At 73.5% G+C, this 15976-nt stretch carries 12 protein-coding genes; 5 read left to right on the forward strand and 7 right to left on the reverse strand.

Translation table 11 applies throughout. The features are described from left to right. Entirely contained in the window at positions 1-3996 is a 3996-nt protein-coding gene (locus BCL65_RS16640) for a sigma-70 family RNA polymerase sigma factor (RefSeq protein WP_106269640.1), read from the reverse strand. A gap of 187 nt (positions 3997-4183) precedes the next feature. On the opposite strand from BCL65_RS16640, the gene BCL65_RS16645 reads away from it, so the two are divergent. Then, positions 4184-4945: a hypothetical protein gene (locus BCL65_RS16645; RefSeq protein WP_243401134.1), complete on the forward strand. Its 762-nt coding sequence runs from the start codon at positions 4184-4186 to the stop codon at positions 4943-4945. 67 nt (positions 4946-5012) lie between these two features. On the opposite strand, the gene BCL65_RS16650 is transcribed toward BCL65_RS16645, so the two are convergent. From BCL65_RS16650 to BCL65_RS16675, 6 genes are all read right to left on the reverse strand, one after another. Continuing rightward, complete coding sequence (locus BCL65_RS16650) at positions 5013-5321, reverse strand: DUF1540 domain-containing protein (RefSeq protein WP_106269641.1); 309 nt, start codon at positions 5319-5321, stop codon at positions 5013-5015. Between the two features lie 160 nt (positions 5322-5481). Then, positions 5482-5934, reverse strand: a complete 453-nt coding sequence (locus tag BCL65_RS16655; protein ID WP_106269642.1) for a heat shock protein transcriptional repressor HspR — start codon at positions 5932-5934, stop codon at positions 5482-5484. 42 nt (positions 5935-5976) lie between these two features. Beyond that, positions 5977-6981 (reverse strand): DnaJ C-terminal domain-containing protein, encoded by a 1005-nt coding sequence (locus BCL65_RS16660; RefSeq protein WP_106269643.1) that lies wholly within the window; start codon positions 6979-6981, stop codon positions 5977-5979. Positions 6982-7054: 73 nt separating this feature from the next. Then, positions 7055-7711 carry a nucleotide exchange factor GrpE gene (grpE, locus tag BCL65_RS16665; protein ID WP_106269644.1) on the reverse strand — a complete coding sequence of 219 codons (657 nt, stop codon included), beginning with the start codon at positions 7709-7711 and terminating at the stop codon, positions 7055-7057. Next, positions 7708-9594, reverse strand: a complete 1887-nt coding sequence (dnaK, locus tag BCL65_RS16670) for a molecular chaperone DnaK (RefSeq protein ID WP_106269645.1) — start codon at positions 9592-9594, stop codon at positions 7708-7710. The genes grpE and dnaK overlap by 4 nt, the downstream gene beginning before the upstream one ends. Before the next feature lie 497 nt (positions 9595-10091). Next, positions 10092-11036, reverse strand: a complete 945-nt coding sequence (locus BCL65_RS16675) for a cold-shock protein (RefSeq protein ID WP_106269646.1) — start codon at positions 11034-11036, stop codon at positions 10092-10094. 186 nt (positions 11037-11222) lie between these two features. Here BCL65_RS16675 and BCL65_RS16680 point away from each other — a divergent pair, with 186 nt between their 5' ends. The 4 genes from BCL65_RS16680 (at position 11223) to BCL65_RS16695 (ending at position 15971) form a co-directional block, all read left to right on the forward strand. Beyond that, positions 11223-12503, forward strand: coding sequence for an ATP-binding protein (locus BCL65_RS16680; RefSeq protein WP_106269647.1), 1281 nt, complete (start codon positions 11223-11225; stop codon positions 12501-12503). Then, entirely contained in the window at positions 12500-14248 is a 1749-nt protein-coding gene (locus BCL65_RS16685) for a tetratricopeptide repeat protein (protein WP_106269648.1), read from the forward strand. The genes BCL65_RS16680 and BCL65_RS16685 overlap by 4 nt, the downstream gene beginning before the upstream one ends. 35 nt (positions 14249-14283) lie before the next feature. Then, the gene (locus BCL65_RS16690; RefSeq protein ID WP_106269649.1) at positions 14284-14646 is read left to right on the forward strand and encodes a hypothetical protein; all 363 of its coding nucleotides are present in this window, start codon (positions 14284-14286) and stop codon (positions 14644-14646) included. A 101-nt stretch (positions 14647-14747) separates the two neighbouring features. Further along, positions 14748-15971 (forward strand): glycosyltransferase, encoded by a 1224-nt coding sequence (locus BCL65_RS16695; RefSeq protein WP_106269650.1) that lies wholly within the window; start codon positions 14748-14750, stop codon positions 15969-15971. Positions 15972-15976 lie beyond the last annotated feature (5 nt).

Consider the following 15976-nt stretch of genomic DNA (forward strand, 5'->3'; position numbering starts at 1 on the left):
TCAGCGGTACTCGCAGAGGCCGATCTTCTCCCACTGCCTCCACTGCCCCATCCACACGCCGTCCCACTGCCCGGACTCGTACCAGCGCTTGCCGTTGCCGTTGCCATGGCCGTTGCCGTTGCCGTTGCCGTTCCCGCCACGCTCCCCGCCGGGCGGCGTGCCGTCCCAGCCGAGGTAGCGGTAGGCGTTCCCGTTCCACGACCGGACGTCGCCGGGGGCGTAGGTCGATCCCCAGGCGACGCGCGCCGGGCACCAGCCGGCCTCCGCGGCGGTGAACGTCTCGACACCGAGCTGGGTCGACCAGTCGCCGGCGGACACCGTCCAGGTCGCTCCGCGTCGCCCGTCGACGCGTCGGCTCTCGACCGTCCCCGTCTCGCCGGCCGCCACGACGACCTCCTCGTCCAGGCCGTGCGGGCCCACCACGTGGAACGTGGTGCGCACGTTCGATCGGGTGTTGTCGAGGATCACGCCGGCCTCGCGCCACGACGTCGCGTAGTCGCCGTACCGGTCCATCTGGACGTCACCCTGGTCGAGACGCGCGTCGGGGTCACGGACCACGCAGCGGGCCGAGTCGTGCGACGCCTCGCGGTCCGCGGTGAACTGGTTCCCCTCGATGGTGCGCTCCAGGTGCACGGTCACGGTCCCGGGCTCGACGCTCAGCGACCCGGTGTCGACCACGAACCGGGTGGAGCCGTGCGCGGCGAGGTCCTGCGTCCCGACCGCCTCCCCGTGGCGCAGCAGCGTCGCCGCCCAGGACCGACCGTCGTCGCCGGCGACGTCCACGACGACCTGTGCCGTCCCGGCGTCGCACTGCGCGGTGGCGGACACGTCGACGGTGGCCGGCCACCCCGGGGCCTCGGCACAGCTGCCGAAGCCGACGTCGATCCCGCGCAGCTCGCCGCCGTCGGTGGACACCGTGCCGGAGCTCGTACCCCAGGGCACCCGGAGCTCGAGGGAGCCCTTCGCCCCCGCGGCGAGGCGGACCTCGTCGACGCTCCCGCCGGCCCGCGCCGTGAAGACCACCGGCAGCGTCGAGCCCGAGTTGTCCACCGGGACGGTGAAGGTCCGCCAGGAGGTCTCGCTCCCGGCGTCGTAGGTGCAGGTGCCCGCCGGCTCGGCCTGGCCGGCCGCCGGCGCGATGCGGGCGCCGTCGTGGGCCGCCGTCGGCGCGACGGCCGGGACGACGCCGGAGGTCGGCTGATCGCCGTCGGAGTCGGTCACCCAGCGGTACAGATGGAACGTCGCGGTGCCCCCGGCGAGGTCGGTGCCGCCGGTCGTGCGGCCGAGCGTGACCGTGTCGCCCGCGCCGAGGCGCACCGCGTCGGTCGTCCCGCCCGCGGCGGTCATCGAGGCCTGCATCGGCTCGCTCGTGCGGTTGGTGACCGTGCCCTCGACCCGGACCTTCCCGCCGTCGTTGAGCACGGTCGCGGCGGTCTGCACGTTCCAGCTCGGGTCGTAGCACTCCGCGGCACCGTGCGACCCGGCCGAGACCGTCCGGCTGTACGTGGCGCCCCCCACCGACGTGGACAGCGTCCACGTCCCTCCCCCGGAGGGGACCCGCAGCCCGTCGGGTGCCGTGAGCGTGACCGACTCGCCGGGCGCGAGGCTGGACGACGTCGAGACCGTGGTGCCTGCGGCCTCGAAGGTGGCGGAGATCGTGCGGCCGGTGAGGTTCGTGTAGGTCCCGACGACGACGGCGTCCGCGGTGGCCAGCCCGCCGGTGGCACGGCACGACGCGTGGATGGACGCCGCCCCGGCGTTGGCCCCCTCCCACGCCCGGGCAGCGGAGACGACGGCGACCGAGCGCACCGTCGGGCCGCCACCGGGCAGCTCGGGGACGATCTTGACGTCGTAGCTGCCCTGGGCCGTCGTGCCGTCCGCGACCACCGTCGCGCTGCCCGAGGCCGACTCGCCGGGAGCGAGCTCGTCACCCGTGCACAGCCAGACCGTGGCGTCGGTCCCGTCACCGTCCCCGGCACGGCACCCGAGCTTCCCGCCGACCCCCTGCGGCACGAGCCCGGCGGGGACCCGCACCTTCGCCGTCCACCCGGCGGCGACCGGACGGTCGCCGCTGTTGCGCACCGCGAAGGGGATCTGCGCGAGCCCGGGGTTGGCGACCGAGACGCTGCCGGCGGCCTCCGCGGTGAGCTCCGGACCGAAGTACTCGACCTGCACGGGCTCCAGCGCGGCGCTACGCGTCTCCACCCCGTCGGCCCAGGTCTGCGCGGTGACGGTGTACGAGCCGCCGTCGCGGACGACGAGCGGGACGGTGACCGTCCGCGTCTCGCCCGGCGCGAGCGTGCCGAGGGTGCAGAGGGCGTCCTGCGGCGCCGACGTGGGGGTGCAGGCGAGCGACTCCGACGTCAGCCGGACACCGGCGGAGGCCCCGGACGGCGACGAAGCCGACGCGTACTGCACACCGGCGGGCAGCGTGAGGAGCACGTGGGAGCCGGCTGCCTCCGTCTCGCCGGGGTTGCTGACCCGCAGCGCCAGCTGGTTGGTGGCCCGCGGCGTCAGCGCGGCGTCCGGCTGGGCGACGGCGACGACCACCTCGGCGGGCGTGGGGACGACGACGTCGTCCATGACCAGGTCGGCGTCCGTCAGGAAGGGGAAGTTCACGGGGTCCGTCGGGTCGTCGCTCGGCTCCGGCGTCGGCTCGTCGCTCGGCTCCGGCGTCGGCTCGCCCGTGGGCCACGGCTCGCTCTCGGCCACGTGCAGCGGCGGGTCCGGGACCGCCGGCACCTCGTCGGAGCCGATCGCCCCGAGCACGCTGACCACGCCGGCGGTCGCGACGGCGACCGCGCCGGTGGACGCCGCGACCGTCGCTCCCGAGACACCGGCGGTGGTCGCGGCGACGGCGGTGGTCGCGGTCGTGGTGGTCACCGTGGTGGCTCCGGCGGCCGTGGCGGTGGCGGCCGTCGCAGCGCCTCCGGTCGCCGCGCTCCCGGTCGCCGCACCGGCGGTCGCCGCTCCGGCGGTGGTGGCGCCGGCGGTCGTGGCACCGGCGGTCGTGGCACCAGCGGTGGTGCTGCCGGCGGCCGCGCCGACCCCGGCCGAGGTACCCGTGGTGGCTCCCGCCGTCGCACCGCCCGCCGAACCCGTGAGCCCGACGCCGACGCCGCCGGCAGCGCCGCTCGCAGTCCCGGCAGCAGCGCCGGCACCGAGGGCTCCCCCGGTGACCAGGCCGAGGGGCAGCGCGCCCAGCACGGCCATCCCCGCCACGCCGACGACCAGCGGTCCGATGACGCCGCGCATGCCGTGCGCGACGTCGGCGAGCTCGAGCGCCAGCGTCCGGCAGTCACCGCACACCTCGAGGTGGGCGTCGACCTGCGCGACCTCGCGGGAGGCGAGGCTCCCCCGGACGTACCCCCCGAGCAGCGCGTTGACCTTGCGGCACGAGTCCGCGGGCTCGGTGGTGAGGTGCTCCTGCAGGTAGCCGACCCGCAGACCCTCGCGCGCGCGATAGGCGAGCGCCGAGACGCCGTTGGGGGTGAGGCCCAGGATCGGGGCCACCTGTGCCGGGGTGAGCTGCTCGATCTCGGTGTACCAGAGGACCGCCTGCCACCGCTCCGGCAGGCCCTGGTAGGCGCGGGCGACGACCGTGTTCTCGAACCCGGCCAGCGCGGGGTCCTCGGGCGAGGCCGACGGGCCCAGCGCCGACTCGAAGGTCCCGTCGTCCGCCGTCGGACGGGTGCGGCGCGCACGGCGGGCGAGGTCGGCGGCGAGCCGCCGCACGACGGTGAAGAGGTAGGCCCGGAAGTGCGTGTCCGGACCGTCGCCCTGCTGCAGGACCCCGAGCACGCGGTGGAACGCCTCGGCGACGACGTCGTCGGCGTCGCTCACCGTCCTGACGTACTGACGGGCGAGGACCTGGGCCGCGGAGGCGTGCCGCTCGTAAAGGGCACCGTAGGCGTCGAGGCTGCCGCCGCGCACCTCAAGGATCAGCTCACCATCGCTGGGAGCTGTTCCGTCCGAACCCACGTAGACGTCGGCCACGTCGCAACCCGCTTCTTCGTCTCTCCCCCGAGCGTGCCCGTACCCGGCAGGGCACGGACGGCGTCACTCTACGCCGGATAGCCGCCGGCGGGGCGGTCGCGGGCGGGTGAATCGCCCGTGGCGCGATTCACCCGCTCCTCCGGGCCAGAACTGCGTCATGATGGAGTCCTATGAAGGTCCCTCCATCATGAGCCTCCCCTCCAGCGGCGCACCCGCCGCCGACACCCGTGAGCGCTGGCGCGCGGCCAGCCTCACGGAAGTATGGCTGCGGCCCGGCGACTGGTACCACCCTGCCGTCGACGCGCTGGTCGAGGCGGTCGAGGCGGGGCGTTCCCCCGAGGCGGCGGCACACCGCCTGGGCACCGCGCGCAGCGCCGCCGGCATCGGTCTCGACGAGACGCTGGACGACGTCGCCTGCCTGTACCGGGCCGTCGGTGCACCGCTCGACGTCGACGCCGTGCGCGGCGCCGCGCAGGGATGGGTGCTGGTGCGCGAGCGGGACCCGGCACCCAGCGGCGTCCGGGACCCGGCGACCGGGCTCCCGACGTCCGACTACCTCGGAGAACGGCTGCGGGAGACCTACGGGCGCGCCGCGGGCAACGAGCAGAGCGTCCCCGAGTCGCACTGCCTCGTGGTGCTCGACGTGGCGGTGGACCAGCTGGGGGCCTGGCAGCGGATGGCCCGGGCCGCCTCGGTGGGTCGGACGCTGGACCAGGTGTTCGGCGACGGCCACCCGATGGCGTCGCTGAGCGACGGCGTCTTCGCGGTGCTCTGCGAACGGAGCCCCGAGACCGCGCGGCTGGCGCAGTCGGTCCGCAAGATCGTGGAGCGCAACGCCGAGGTGCTGGGCGTCTCCGGCAGCATGCGCCGACCGGTGCGCGTCTGGGTGGAGGGGCTGCCGGAGTCCCACCAGCTCGCCCTCGAGCTGATCCGGCACCTGCGCCGCTGATCCGTCCCTGAGCCGCGACGAGGGCCCCGGACAGTGGAGTCCGGGGCCCTCGTCGCGTCCCGACCTGTCAGGTCGTGGCGAACGTGAGGCAGTCCGCGTGGCTCGGGTCCTGCGGTCCGGCACCGACGCGGATGGCGCTGGCGGCGCACTCGAGGTCCTCGTTGTGGACGCAGTCCGTGCGCTGGCAGGCACCGACGTGCGCGACGACCTTCTCGAGCCCGCCCTTGGTGCTGAGCGGGATGAACGTGGCGCAGGAGGCGTCGCCCGGCACGCCCGCGATCGTCACGGCCCCTGCATGACAGTCGTGGTCATGGTTGTAGCTGCAGCCGTCCACGGTGCAGCTGGTGACCTCGGGCATCTCCATCAGGGTGCTCATGATTCCGCTCCTCGTGTCAGGTCTCGTCGTCGCCGATATCTCGATCATAGGCGCGAATTCGAATCCTGCACAGGTAGCGGCGACATTCTCTCGACAGTAAGGAAAGCCTTACCAGAGAAGAATTCATTAACGAAAGAATGTCATGCCGGAAAGCATGTCCTCAGTCCCGGTGCGGCGTCGGGCGCCAGAGGACCAGCGCACCGCCCTGCTCGCGGCGCGACTCGACGTACAGCTCCGTGCGCCGCACGCGCTGCCCCCGCTGCACGGCCACGACGTCGCCGCCCGTGCCGGCGGCGAACACGCGCCCCTCCGCACGCTCGCGCTCCGCCAGGAGGCTCGCCAGCTCGTGCAGCCGGTGCTCCAGCACCGCGACGTGCTGCTCGAGGTCGAGGATCCGCTTGACCCCGGCGAGATTGATCCCCTCGTCCTGGGCGAGGTGCTGCACCTCGAGCAGCCGGGCGACGTCGCGGCGGGAGTAGCGCCGTCCGCGGCCGCGCGTGCGCCGCGGCGTGACCAGCCCGAGCCGGTCGTACTGGCGCAGGGTCTGCGGGTGCATGCCCGTGAGCTGCGCGGCCTGCGAGACCGTCAGCACGGGTGCGTCGTCGGTGACCATCTGGACCTCCTTCGCTCCCGTCGTGGTCCGGCGGACCCGACCTTACTGGGCGGCCTTGGCCGCGAGCTCGGCGCGGACGTCCTCGCCGTCGGCCTCCGCGGCGAAGTCCTCCAGCGCCTTCTTCGCCGCCCGGCTCAGCTTCTGCGGCACCACGACCTGCACGGTGACGAGCAGGTCCCCGGTGCGCTTGGTCGTCGCCACGCCGCGGCCCTTGACGCGCAGCACCCGGCCCGACGGCGTCCCTGACGGCACCTTGAGCCGCACCGTCTCGCCCGACATCGTCGGCACCTCCACGGTGGTGCCCAGCGCGGCCTCCGCGAAGGTGACCGGCAGGGTCATGCGCAGGTTCGCGCCGTCGATCGAGAACACGGGGTGCTCGGTCACGTGCACCACGATGAGCAGGTCCCCCGCCGGACCGCCGGCCGATCCCGGACGACCCTTGCCGCGCAGCCGGATCTTCTGCCCGTCGTGCACGCCGGCCGGGATGCGCGCCGTGATCTTCTTGCCGTCCACGGTCAGCTCGACCGTGGTGCCCTCCACGGCGGCACGGAACGGGAGCGTGGCGCGCGTCTCGACGTCGGCCCCCTTGCGCTGCTGCGGCCCGCCGAACCCGGCCGGGCGTCCGCCGCCCATGCTGCCGCCGAACATCGAGCCGAGGATGTCCTCGAACCCCGCCCCGCCGGACTGGTACTGCTGGTACTGGGGCCGGGCTCCGGGGCGCGCGCCGCCGGCGCCGCCGAACATCGAGCTGAAGACGTCCTCGAACCCGCCGGACGCGCCGCCGGGACCGGCGTTGAAGCGTGCGCCGCCGCCCGCCATCGACCGCACGGCGTCGTACTGCTGGCGCTGCTCGCTGTCGGACAGCACCGAGTAGGCCTCGCCGATCTCCTTGAACCGGGACTCGGCGGAGGCGTCGCCCGGGTTCTGGTCCGGGTGGTACTGGCGCGCCAGCTTGCGGTACGCCTTCTTGATGGCCGCCTGGTCGGCGTCCTTGGGGACGCCGAGCGCGGCGTAGAAGTCCTTCTCGATCCAGTCCTGACCGGTCACGACGTCCCTTCCTGGTCTGATCGGACGCGGTGGGCGCGACCCCCGGCGAGGCCGAGGGCCGCGCCCACCGTCGTCACTCGGGTCCGACGACGCCCACGCGGGCGGCCCGGACCACCTTGTCACCGATGCGGTAGCCGGGCTCGACCACCAGGTTGATCGTGGTGGCCTCGGCCTCGGCGTCCGTGTTGTGCATCAGCGCCTCGTGCAGCGTGGGGTCGAACTCCTCGCCCACACGGCCGAACCGCTCGATGCCGAACTTCACCAGCGACGCGTCGAGCTTCTCCGCGATGGCCGCCATCGGGCCCGACAGCTCGGCGTGCTGCTTGGCACGCTCGATGTCGTCGAGCACCGGCAGCAGCGCCGCCAGCACGTCCTGCGTGCCCTGGGTGCGCGCGGCCTCCTGGTCGCGCAGCGCCCGGTTGCGGTAGTTCGTGAAGCTCGCGCGCTCCCGCTGCAGGGCGTCGAGGTTCTCCGCCGCCTGGGCCTTGGCCCGCAGCAGCTCGGAGTCCTCGACCGCCTCGCCCGAGGGCTCGAAGTCGAGCGCCTCCAGCGGGTCGCCGGCGTCGGCCGCCCCGCCCGCGGCGTCGGACGCGTCCGACGGCGTGGCCTCCGGACGCTTCTCGCCCGAGGTGGGGTCGACCTTGCGCTTGTCCCGGAAATGGAAGGGGGTGTCCCCCGAGCGGCCGTCCTCCGGCCGCTCGGGGGTGCCCTGCGTGTCGTCAGACGTCACTTGGCGTCCTTCTTGTCGTCCTCGTCGTCCACGATCTCGGCGTCGACGACGTCCTCGTCGGAGCTCTCGGGCTCCGGCGTGGTGCCGTCGGCCGGGGCGCCCTCCGCACCGGCACCGGCGCCCGCGGTCTGCTCGGCCGAGTAGAGCGCCTCGCCGATCTTCTGCGAGGAGGCACCGAGCTTCTCGTAGGCCGACTTCACGGCGTCGGCGTCCTCGCCCTCCAGGGCGGTCTTGACGCCGGCGATGTCCGCCTCGACCTCGGTGACGACGTCGGCGGGGAGCTTGTCACGGTTGTCCGCGACCTGCTTCTCCATCGAGTAGGCGAAGGACTCCGCCTGGTTGCGGGTCTCGGCCTCCTCGCGACGCTTCTTGTCCTCCTCGGCGTGCTCCTCGGCCTCCTTGACCATCCGGTCGATGTCCTCCTGCGGGAGGGCCGACCCACCGGTGATCTTCATCGACTGCTCGGTGCCCGTGCCGCGGTCCGTGGCGGACACGTGCACGATGCCGTTCGCGTCGATGTCGAAGGTGACCTCGATCTGCGGGACGCCGCGCGGCGCCGGCGCGATGCCGGTCAGCTCGAAGGTGCCCAGCGGCTTGTTGTCCCGGGTGAACTCGCGCTCGCCCTGGAACACCTGGATGGCCACGGACGGCTGGTTGTCCTCGGCCGTGGAGAAGATCTCGCTCCGCTTGGTCGGGATCGCCGTGTTGCGCTCGATGAGCTTGGTCATCACGCCGCCCTTGGTCTCGATGCCGAGGGACAGCGGGGTGACGTCGATGAGCAGGATGTCCTTGCGCTCACCGCCGATGACACCGGCCTGCAGGGCGGCGCCGACGGCGACGACCTCGTCCGGGTTGACGCCCTTGTTGGGCTCCTTGCCACCGGTGAGCTCACGCACGACGTCGGCCACGGCCGGCATGCGGGTGGAACCACCGACGAGGACCACGTGGTCGATCTCCGAGATGGAGACGCCCGCGTCCCGGATGACCGCGTGGAACGGCTCCTTGGTGCGGTCGATGAGGTCCTGCGTCATCTGCTGGAACTGCGCGCGGGTCAGCTTCTCGTCCAGGTGGACGGGGCCGTTCTCGCTCATGGACAGGTACTGCATCGAGATGTTGGTGCTCGTCGCGGACGAGAGCTCCTTCTTGGCCTGCTCGGCCGCCTCGCGCAGACGCTGCAGGGCGATCTTGTCCTTGGACAGGTCGACGCCCGCGGAGTTCTTCACCTGCTTGATGAGGTGCTCGACGATGCGCTGGTCCCAGTCGTCACCACCGAGGCGGTTGTCACCGGAGGTGGCGCGCACCTGGATCGTGGAGAAGTCGTCCTCGTCCTTGCCCACCTCGAGCAGGGAGACGTCGAACGTGCCGCCACCGAGGTCGAAGACGAGGATGAGCTCGTCCTCCTTGCCGCGGTCGAGCCCGTAGGCGAGCGCCGCGGCGGTCGGCTCGTTGACGATGCGCTGCACGTTGAGGCCGGCGATCTGGCCGGCGTCCTTCGTGGCCTGGCGCTCGGCGTCGTTGAAGTACGCCGGGACGGTGATGACGGCGTCGGTGACGGCCTCGCCGAGGTACTCCTCGGCGTCACGCTTCAGCTTGCCCAGGATGCGGGCGCTGATCTCCTGCGCGCTGTACTTCTTGTCGTCGATCTCCTGCGACCAGTCGGTGCCCATGTGGCGCTTGACCGAGCTGATGGTGCGGTCGACGTTGGTGACGGCCTGCCGCTTGGCGACCTCACCCACGAGGACCTCGCCGTTCTTGGAGAACGCGACGACGGACGGGGTGGTGCGGGCGCCCTCGGCGTTCGCGATGACGGTGGGCTCGCCGCCCTCCAGGACGGCGACCACCGAGTTGGTGGTACCGAGGTCGATGCCGACTGCACGAGCCATGGTGGTTGCTCTCCTTCGTGACGTGGATTGAGTCGTCTGCACTCAACTTAGGACGCGGCGTCGGAGGTGTCCAGCCAGGGCGGTCAAAGTTGAGCCTGCTTCACTCAACCTCCACCGCGCGGCGACTATTCCGCCTGCTGGGAGTGCGTGTTCGCCGTGAGCGAACTGCGGCGCAGCCGCAGGGGCCGAAGCCCGGGCGCCGAGGACCGGCGACGGCAGCCGAGGCCCGGCGTCGGCAGCCGAGGCCCGGCCGAGCAATGGCACGGCGAGAGGTGTGCGCGCGGCGGCATTCGTGACGGCCGTGCGCACCTCAGATCACGCTGTGCATGAATCTCACGCGCAACGCGATTGACGTGCGCTGCGCGTGAGCCAGTCACGCCGAGCGGACACCTCTGATCCGCACACCGACAGCCCCGCGCCGCGGCACGACGACGCGCCGGACCCAGTCAGGCGGCGCCCGCGGTCCGGGCGGCGTCTGCCACCACCTCAGGCGGCGCTCACACCAGCTCGACGCCGTCGGCCTGCGGCCCTCGGTCGCTCTGCCGCACCTTGAAGCGGACGCGGTCGCCCTCCTCCAGGATCTCGTCGCCCCGCACGACCGACACGTGCACGAACAGGTCGGCGCCCCCCGAGTCGGGCGAGATGAAGCCGAAGCCGCGGTCCGCGTCGTAGCGCGCGACCGTGCCCTCGCCGCCGCGCACCGGCCCGCCGGACCGCGCGGGGCGGCTCGTGCGACCACGGTCCGCGGCCCGGTCTCCGCCACCGCGCCCACCGGAGCCGCGCACGAGCCGCACGTTGCGGGCGTTCGGCCCCTTGTCGCCGTCGACGACGTCGTACGTCACGCGCGCCCCCTCGGTGAGCTCGCTCAGCCCGCCCGCGAGCGCCTTGGCGTGGACGAAGACGTCCTCCCCGCCCGCCTCGGGGACGATGAACCCGAAGCCCTTGGTGCCGTCGTAGAAGGTCACCGTTCCGTCCGCGCCGTCCGCGGGGGCGGCACGCCGGGCGGCTCGAGCCCCGAGCGGGACCAGGTGGTCCGCCTGCGGGCCCTTCTCCCCGTCGACGACGAGGAACGCCACCTGCTGCCCCTCCGTGATCACACCGCCGGTGACGATGGCCGAGCTGTGCACGAAGATCTCGCCGCGACCGTCGTCGGGCGTGACGAACCCGTACCCCTTGGCCGGCTCGTACCAGGAGACGGTGCCGAGCACGCCCACGGGCGCGTCGGCGGCCACGTCGCCCGTGACACGCACACGGCGCGCCTGCGGGCCCCGGTCACCCTCGCCCACCTCGAACTCGACGACCTGCCCCTCCCGGAGCACCTTCGGTCCGTCGTCGCCGACGATCTCGGACGCGTGCACGAACAGGTCGTCGCCCTCGTTCCCGAGGTCGATGAAGCCGAACCCTCGGTCGGCGTCGAACCATCGGACTGTTCCCTGGGACACCTGGGACTCCTCACATCGGCAGACATTGCTGTCTCCCAGTGTCCCCGACGGAACCGCGGCCAGGCGGCCCCAGCCCCCTCCCGGGGCGAGACACTTCCCACGGTGTCGCGGCAGGCGCGGGCGGTAGCATCCACACCTGTCCGGTGCGCCACCCCGTGTCCTGCAGCCAGCCGAGGAGCCCCTCCCGTGTCCGACATCCTGGAGCACATGGCCGTGGCCGTGCAGGCCGCCCCCGAGAACGCGCCCCTGCGCGTCCAGTACGCCCGCCTGCTGCTGGAGCACGGCCGCCACACGGAGGCGCTCGAGAACGCCAGCACGGCCCTGCGTCTCGACCCGGCGGACGGCGCCGCGCTCGCCCTCGTCACCGAGGCCGCGACCGCGCTGACGACCCGAGCACCGGCGGACCCGCCGGCGCCGGCCGAGGACGCGACGTCGTCGGGCGCTCGTGGTTTCGACTGGGATCGGGTGGAGGCCGAGCTGGGCGTCGACGTGCCGCAACCGTTCGTGGACGACGCAATGCCCGCGGGCCCGGCCGACGAGGCGCCCCTCGTCCCCGCCCGCGACGAGAGCCCCTCGGCCGACGGCCTGCTCGAGGTCTCCCACGAGACGATCACGCTGGACGACGTGGGCGGGCTGGAGCCCGTGAAGAAGCGCATCCGCGAGGCGTTCCTCGAACCGATGCGCCACCAGGCCATCGCCAAAGCGTTCGGCAAGTCGCTGCGCGGCGGGCTCCTGCTGTACGGGCCGCCCGGGACGGGCAAGACGTTCATGGCGCGGGCGATCGCCGGCGAGCTCGGCGCGCGGTTCCTCACCGTGACCCTCGCGGACGTCCTCGACAAGTTCCTCGGACAGAGCGAGCAGAACCTGCACTCGCTCTTCCAGCGCGCCCGGGCGCTGGCGCCCGCCGTCCTGTTCCTCGACGAGGTCGACGCGATCGGGGGCAAGCGCACCCAGTACACCGGGTCGTCGGGCATGCGGACGGTCGTCAACCAGCTCCTGCAGGAGATGGACGGCATGGGGTCGGACAACGACGGGCTGTTCGTGCTCGGTGCGACCAACCACCCCTGGGACGTCGACAGCGCCCTGCTGCGGCCCGGCCGGTTCGACCGCATGATCCTCGTGCTCCCGCCCGACGCGCCGGCACGCCGCTCGATCCTGCACCACTACCTGGAGGGCCGGCCCGTCGCGGGCATCTCGCTGTCCACGATCGTGGACCAGACGGACGGGTTCTCGGGTGCCGACCTCGAGCACCTCTGCGCCTCCGCCGCCGAGAAGGCGATGACCGACTCGATCGCCAGCGGCGAGATCCGCCCCATCTCCATGGACGACGTCCAGGCAGCCCTGGCCGAGGTGCGCCCGTCGACGACGGCGTGGCTGCAGTCGGCGCGCAACGTCGTGTCGTTCGCCAACAACGACGGACGCTACGACGAGCTGGCGGCGTACCTGCGCTCGCGCCACATGCTGTGACCGCCGGGTCACCGCCCGGGCACGACCCGGTGGCCGGGCAGGTCACCCGTGCCGAGATGCTGGTCGACGCCGGCCGGCCCGAGCAGGCGCTCGACGGCATCACCGCGGCGCTGGCCGAGCACCCGGACGACGTCCGGCTGCACCTGACGTCGGGCTGGCTGCACCTGCGTCTGCAGCGCTCCGCGGACGCACGGCGGATCCTCGAGCAGGTCGTGGCCGGAGCGCCGGACCTCGCGCAGGGCCACGTGCTGCTGTCCGTCGCCCTGCAGAACTGTGGACGGCTCGCCGAGGCGCGTGCCGCCGTCGAGCGCGCGCTCGAGCTCCGGCCCGACGACGCCGCGACGCTCGTGCAGCACGCTGACGTCCTCCTGAGCGGTCGCGCGCGGCCCCGGGACCGTGAGCTGGCGAGGGACCGGGTCGCCCGGGCTCTCGAGCTCGAGCCGGACAACCCGAGCCGGCTGCTCGGCGCCGCGTCGATCCACGTCCGGCTGGGAGAACGTGACCGTGCCCGCGCCCTCGTGCGCCACGGCCTGGCGACGGCACCGCAGCACGAGGGCCTGCTCTACGCCGACGCCCAGCTCTCGGTGGACGACGGGCAGCACTCCCGCGCGCTCGTCGGGATCCTCGCGCAGAACCCCGAGCACGCCGAGGCGGGCTACGTGCTGTTCCTGCGCGTCTGGCAGCGGCTGCTCGCACCGATGGACACCGCCGTCGCCGTGCTGACGGCCAGCGCGCTCCTCGTGGCGTGGTTCATGAGCGACTCGCTGCACGGCTCCCTGCGGGTCTGGGCCGTGGTGCTCGCCGTGGCCCTCGGCGTCTCCGCGCTGCGGTCCTGGTCGGTGCTGCGCCACGTGCCCCGTGTGCTGGTGCGCCGCAGCCTGCTGGACGGCACCTGGTCCGGACGGCTCGGCGCGGCCGGGCTGGTGGTGGGCTGGGTGGGCTCGGTCCTCGCGCTGGCCGCCCTCCTCGGGCTGCGCGACGCCGTCGCCGTCCGGTGGTTCCTCGTCCTCCTCGCGCTCGCCCTCCTGGTCGCGGGGACCGGGTCGGCCGTGCTGGCGGGCACCATGCTGCGGCACGCGCGGAGCTCCGGGTACCTCGCCGCCTCGGAGCTCGGTCTGGCCCGCGCCGACGCGCTGCGCGGCAGCTACCGCGCGGCCACGGTGCGCCGGGCCGTGGTGGTGGCGCTCGTCGCGCTGCTCAGCGCTGCCGCCGCGGCGGGGTCTGCCCGTCCGGACGCGCTGCCCGTCGCGGCTCTCGGCGCCGTCGCGTGGCTCCTCCCGGGCGTCCTGGTCGTCTGGCGACTCCGTGCGCTCGGCACGGCGCTACGTCGCGAGGGTGCCGAACCCGCGGGCAGCGTGGGCACCGCGCGCACCGCGGTCGCCGGGCGTGCGCGCGGTGCCGGCGGCCTCGCGGTCCTCGCCCTGGCCACCGTGGCGCTCGGCGCGGCCGGGCTGGTCGCCGTCGCACACGTGCCCGTCCTGCCGAACGAGCACGACGCCGACGGGCGGTACGCCACGACGCCGGACTCCGGCGACTCGGACCCGACCTGCAGCGGGTCGCGCTACACCTGGATCAGCTGCGCCCTGCGGGACAACCGGGAGCAGATGGAGGACTGGGAGGATCGCGAGCCGATCGACATCCCGACCTTCGACCTGGAGGTCCCGGACATCCCGGAGCTCGACGTGCCCGACCTCCCGGAGGTCGAGGTCCCGGACATCGAGGTCCCGGAGGACACGACGAGCTGAGGCGGGTCGGAGCGGCACTGCGCTACATTGCGCCGATGAGACCGCGGGCGCTGACAGCCACCGTCCGGGGAGCGGCGTCGACCGCCGCCGTCGCCGCGGTGGTCACCTTCGTCTTCCTCCTGCAACCCTGGCGGACCTGCCCCGACGACGACGCGCCCGCGGGCTGCCCCGCGCTCCCCCAGGACGCCGCGGTCGTGATGGTGGCGGGCACGGTCGCGCTGATCGCTCTCTTCGTGATGGTCGTCGCAGCGGTCGCGCGGCGTGATGCCGCCACGTCACCACCGTCGACGACGTCCCCGCGCCGCACGCGGCTGCGCGCCGTCGCTCTCGCGGCCTTCGCCGGACTGTGTGCCGCCGTGTACGGCTGGGGCTACCTCAGCGGCTTCTCGCCGTACTGATCGGACGGCGGAGCGCGCCTGTCGGGAGACTGGCGCCGCCCGGTCGCAGGTGACATGTTGAGGACGGCGTCCGGACCCGCATCCCTCGACGAGAGGCACGCATGAGCACCGTCCTGTTCTGCCCGGTGATGTTCAACCTGGCCGAGACCACGCGGATGATCCAGGTCGCCCGCGCGCTCGACCCGGCGCACTCGCCGGTGTTCATGGGCTACGAGCACGACTACGTCGACCTGGTCCGCGACGCCGGCTTCAGCTACCGGGCGTGCGAGCCCGCCTGGACGCGTGCCGAGCGGGACCAGGCGCTCGCGTTCGACCAGGGGCGATCGTTCCGCAGCCCGTTCACCACGGAGCTGGTGCGCGAGCGGGTGCGGGTCGAGCGGGCCCTCGTCCGCGAGACCGGCGCCCGAGCGGTGGTCACCGGCTCGAACCTCACGTCGTTCCTCTCGGCGACGGCGGAGGGTGTCCCGCTGTACTACCCGGTGCCGTTCGCGCTGACCGCTCCGCAGGTCCGGCAGACGCCGCGGATGGGGTTCGTCGCCGGTTCGAGCGGTCTGGCCAGGACCGCGGACCGGGCCGCGACGTCGGCCTTCCGCTGGGTCTACACGTCCGCACCGCTCGCCCCGAGGGCGTTCGCCACCGTGGCGCGGGAGAACGGCGTCCCCGCGCCGCGCAGCGTCGCCGAGCTGATCCGCGCGGACCACAACCTGCTCACCGAGATGGACTGGGAGCTCGACGGCTTCGACCTGCCGGACGACTTCGAGCGGGTCGGCCCGATCTTCGCCCACCTCGACACCCCCGTGCCGCCCGTCGTGGAGGAGCTGGCCGCGGCGCCGGAACCCCTGGTGTACCTCGGGCTCGGGTCGTCGGCGAGCAGGTCGCTCGTGCTGCGGACGGCGCGGGCGCTCGGCGACCTGCCGGTGAACGTCGTCGCGCCGGTGCGGCACTACCTGCGGGACGACGACGTCCTGCCGCCCAACGTCCACGTCACCGACCTGCTGCCGGCCCACCGCCTCGGCGGTCTGGTCGGTGCCGCCGTGCTGCACGGCGGCCAGGGCACGGTGCAGACCGCGTGCGCGACGGGCGTGCCGTTCGTCGGCATGGGCCTGCAGCCGGAGCAGACCTGGCACGTGCGCCGCTGCGAGGAGCGCGGCAACGCCGTCGCGGTCTCGCCGCGCCGGGTCGGCACCCAGGGCTTCCGCACGGCACTTCACCGCGCGCTGTTCGACCCCGCCGTGCGGACGGCCGCCGCCGAGGTCAGCGAGGCCTACGTGGACGAGGACGGCGCGGCGGCCGCCGCCCGCGTCATCGAGCGGGATCTCGGCTGAGACCG

This window comes from Isoptericola halotolerans (genome assembly GCF_003003075.1).
GTDB lineage: Bacteria > Actinomycetota > Actinomycetes > Actinomycetales > Cellulomonadaceae > Isoptericola > Isoptericola halotolerans_A.

Coding starts and splice junctions, on each gene's coding strand:
- BCL65_RS16690 (WP_106269649.1), top strand. CDS start 14,284: ATGAGACCGCGGGCGCTGACAGCCACCGTCCGGGGAGCGGCGTCGACC.
- BCL65_RS16650 (WP_106269641.1), bottom strand. CDS start 5,321: ATGAGCACCCTGATGGAGATGCCCGAGGTCACCAGCTGCACCGTGGAC.
- BCL65_RS16695 (WP_106269650.1), top strand. CDS start 14,748: ATGAGCACCGTCCTGTTCTGCCCGGTGATGTTCAACCTGGCCGAGACC.
- BCL65_RS16645 (WP_243401134.1), top strand. CDS start 4,184: ATGAGCCTCCCCTCCAGCGGCGCACCCGCCGCCGACACCCGTGAGCGC.
- BCL65_RS16655 (WP_106269642.1), bottom strand. CDS start 5,934: ATGGTCACCGACGACGCACCCGTGCTGACGGTCTCGCAGGCCGCGCAG.
- dnaK (WP_106269645.1), bottom strand. CDS start 9,594: ATGGCTCGTGCAGTCGGCATCGACCTCGGTACCACCAACTCGGTGGTC.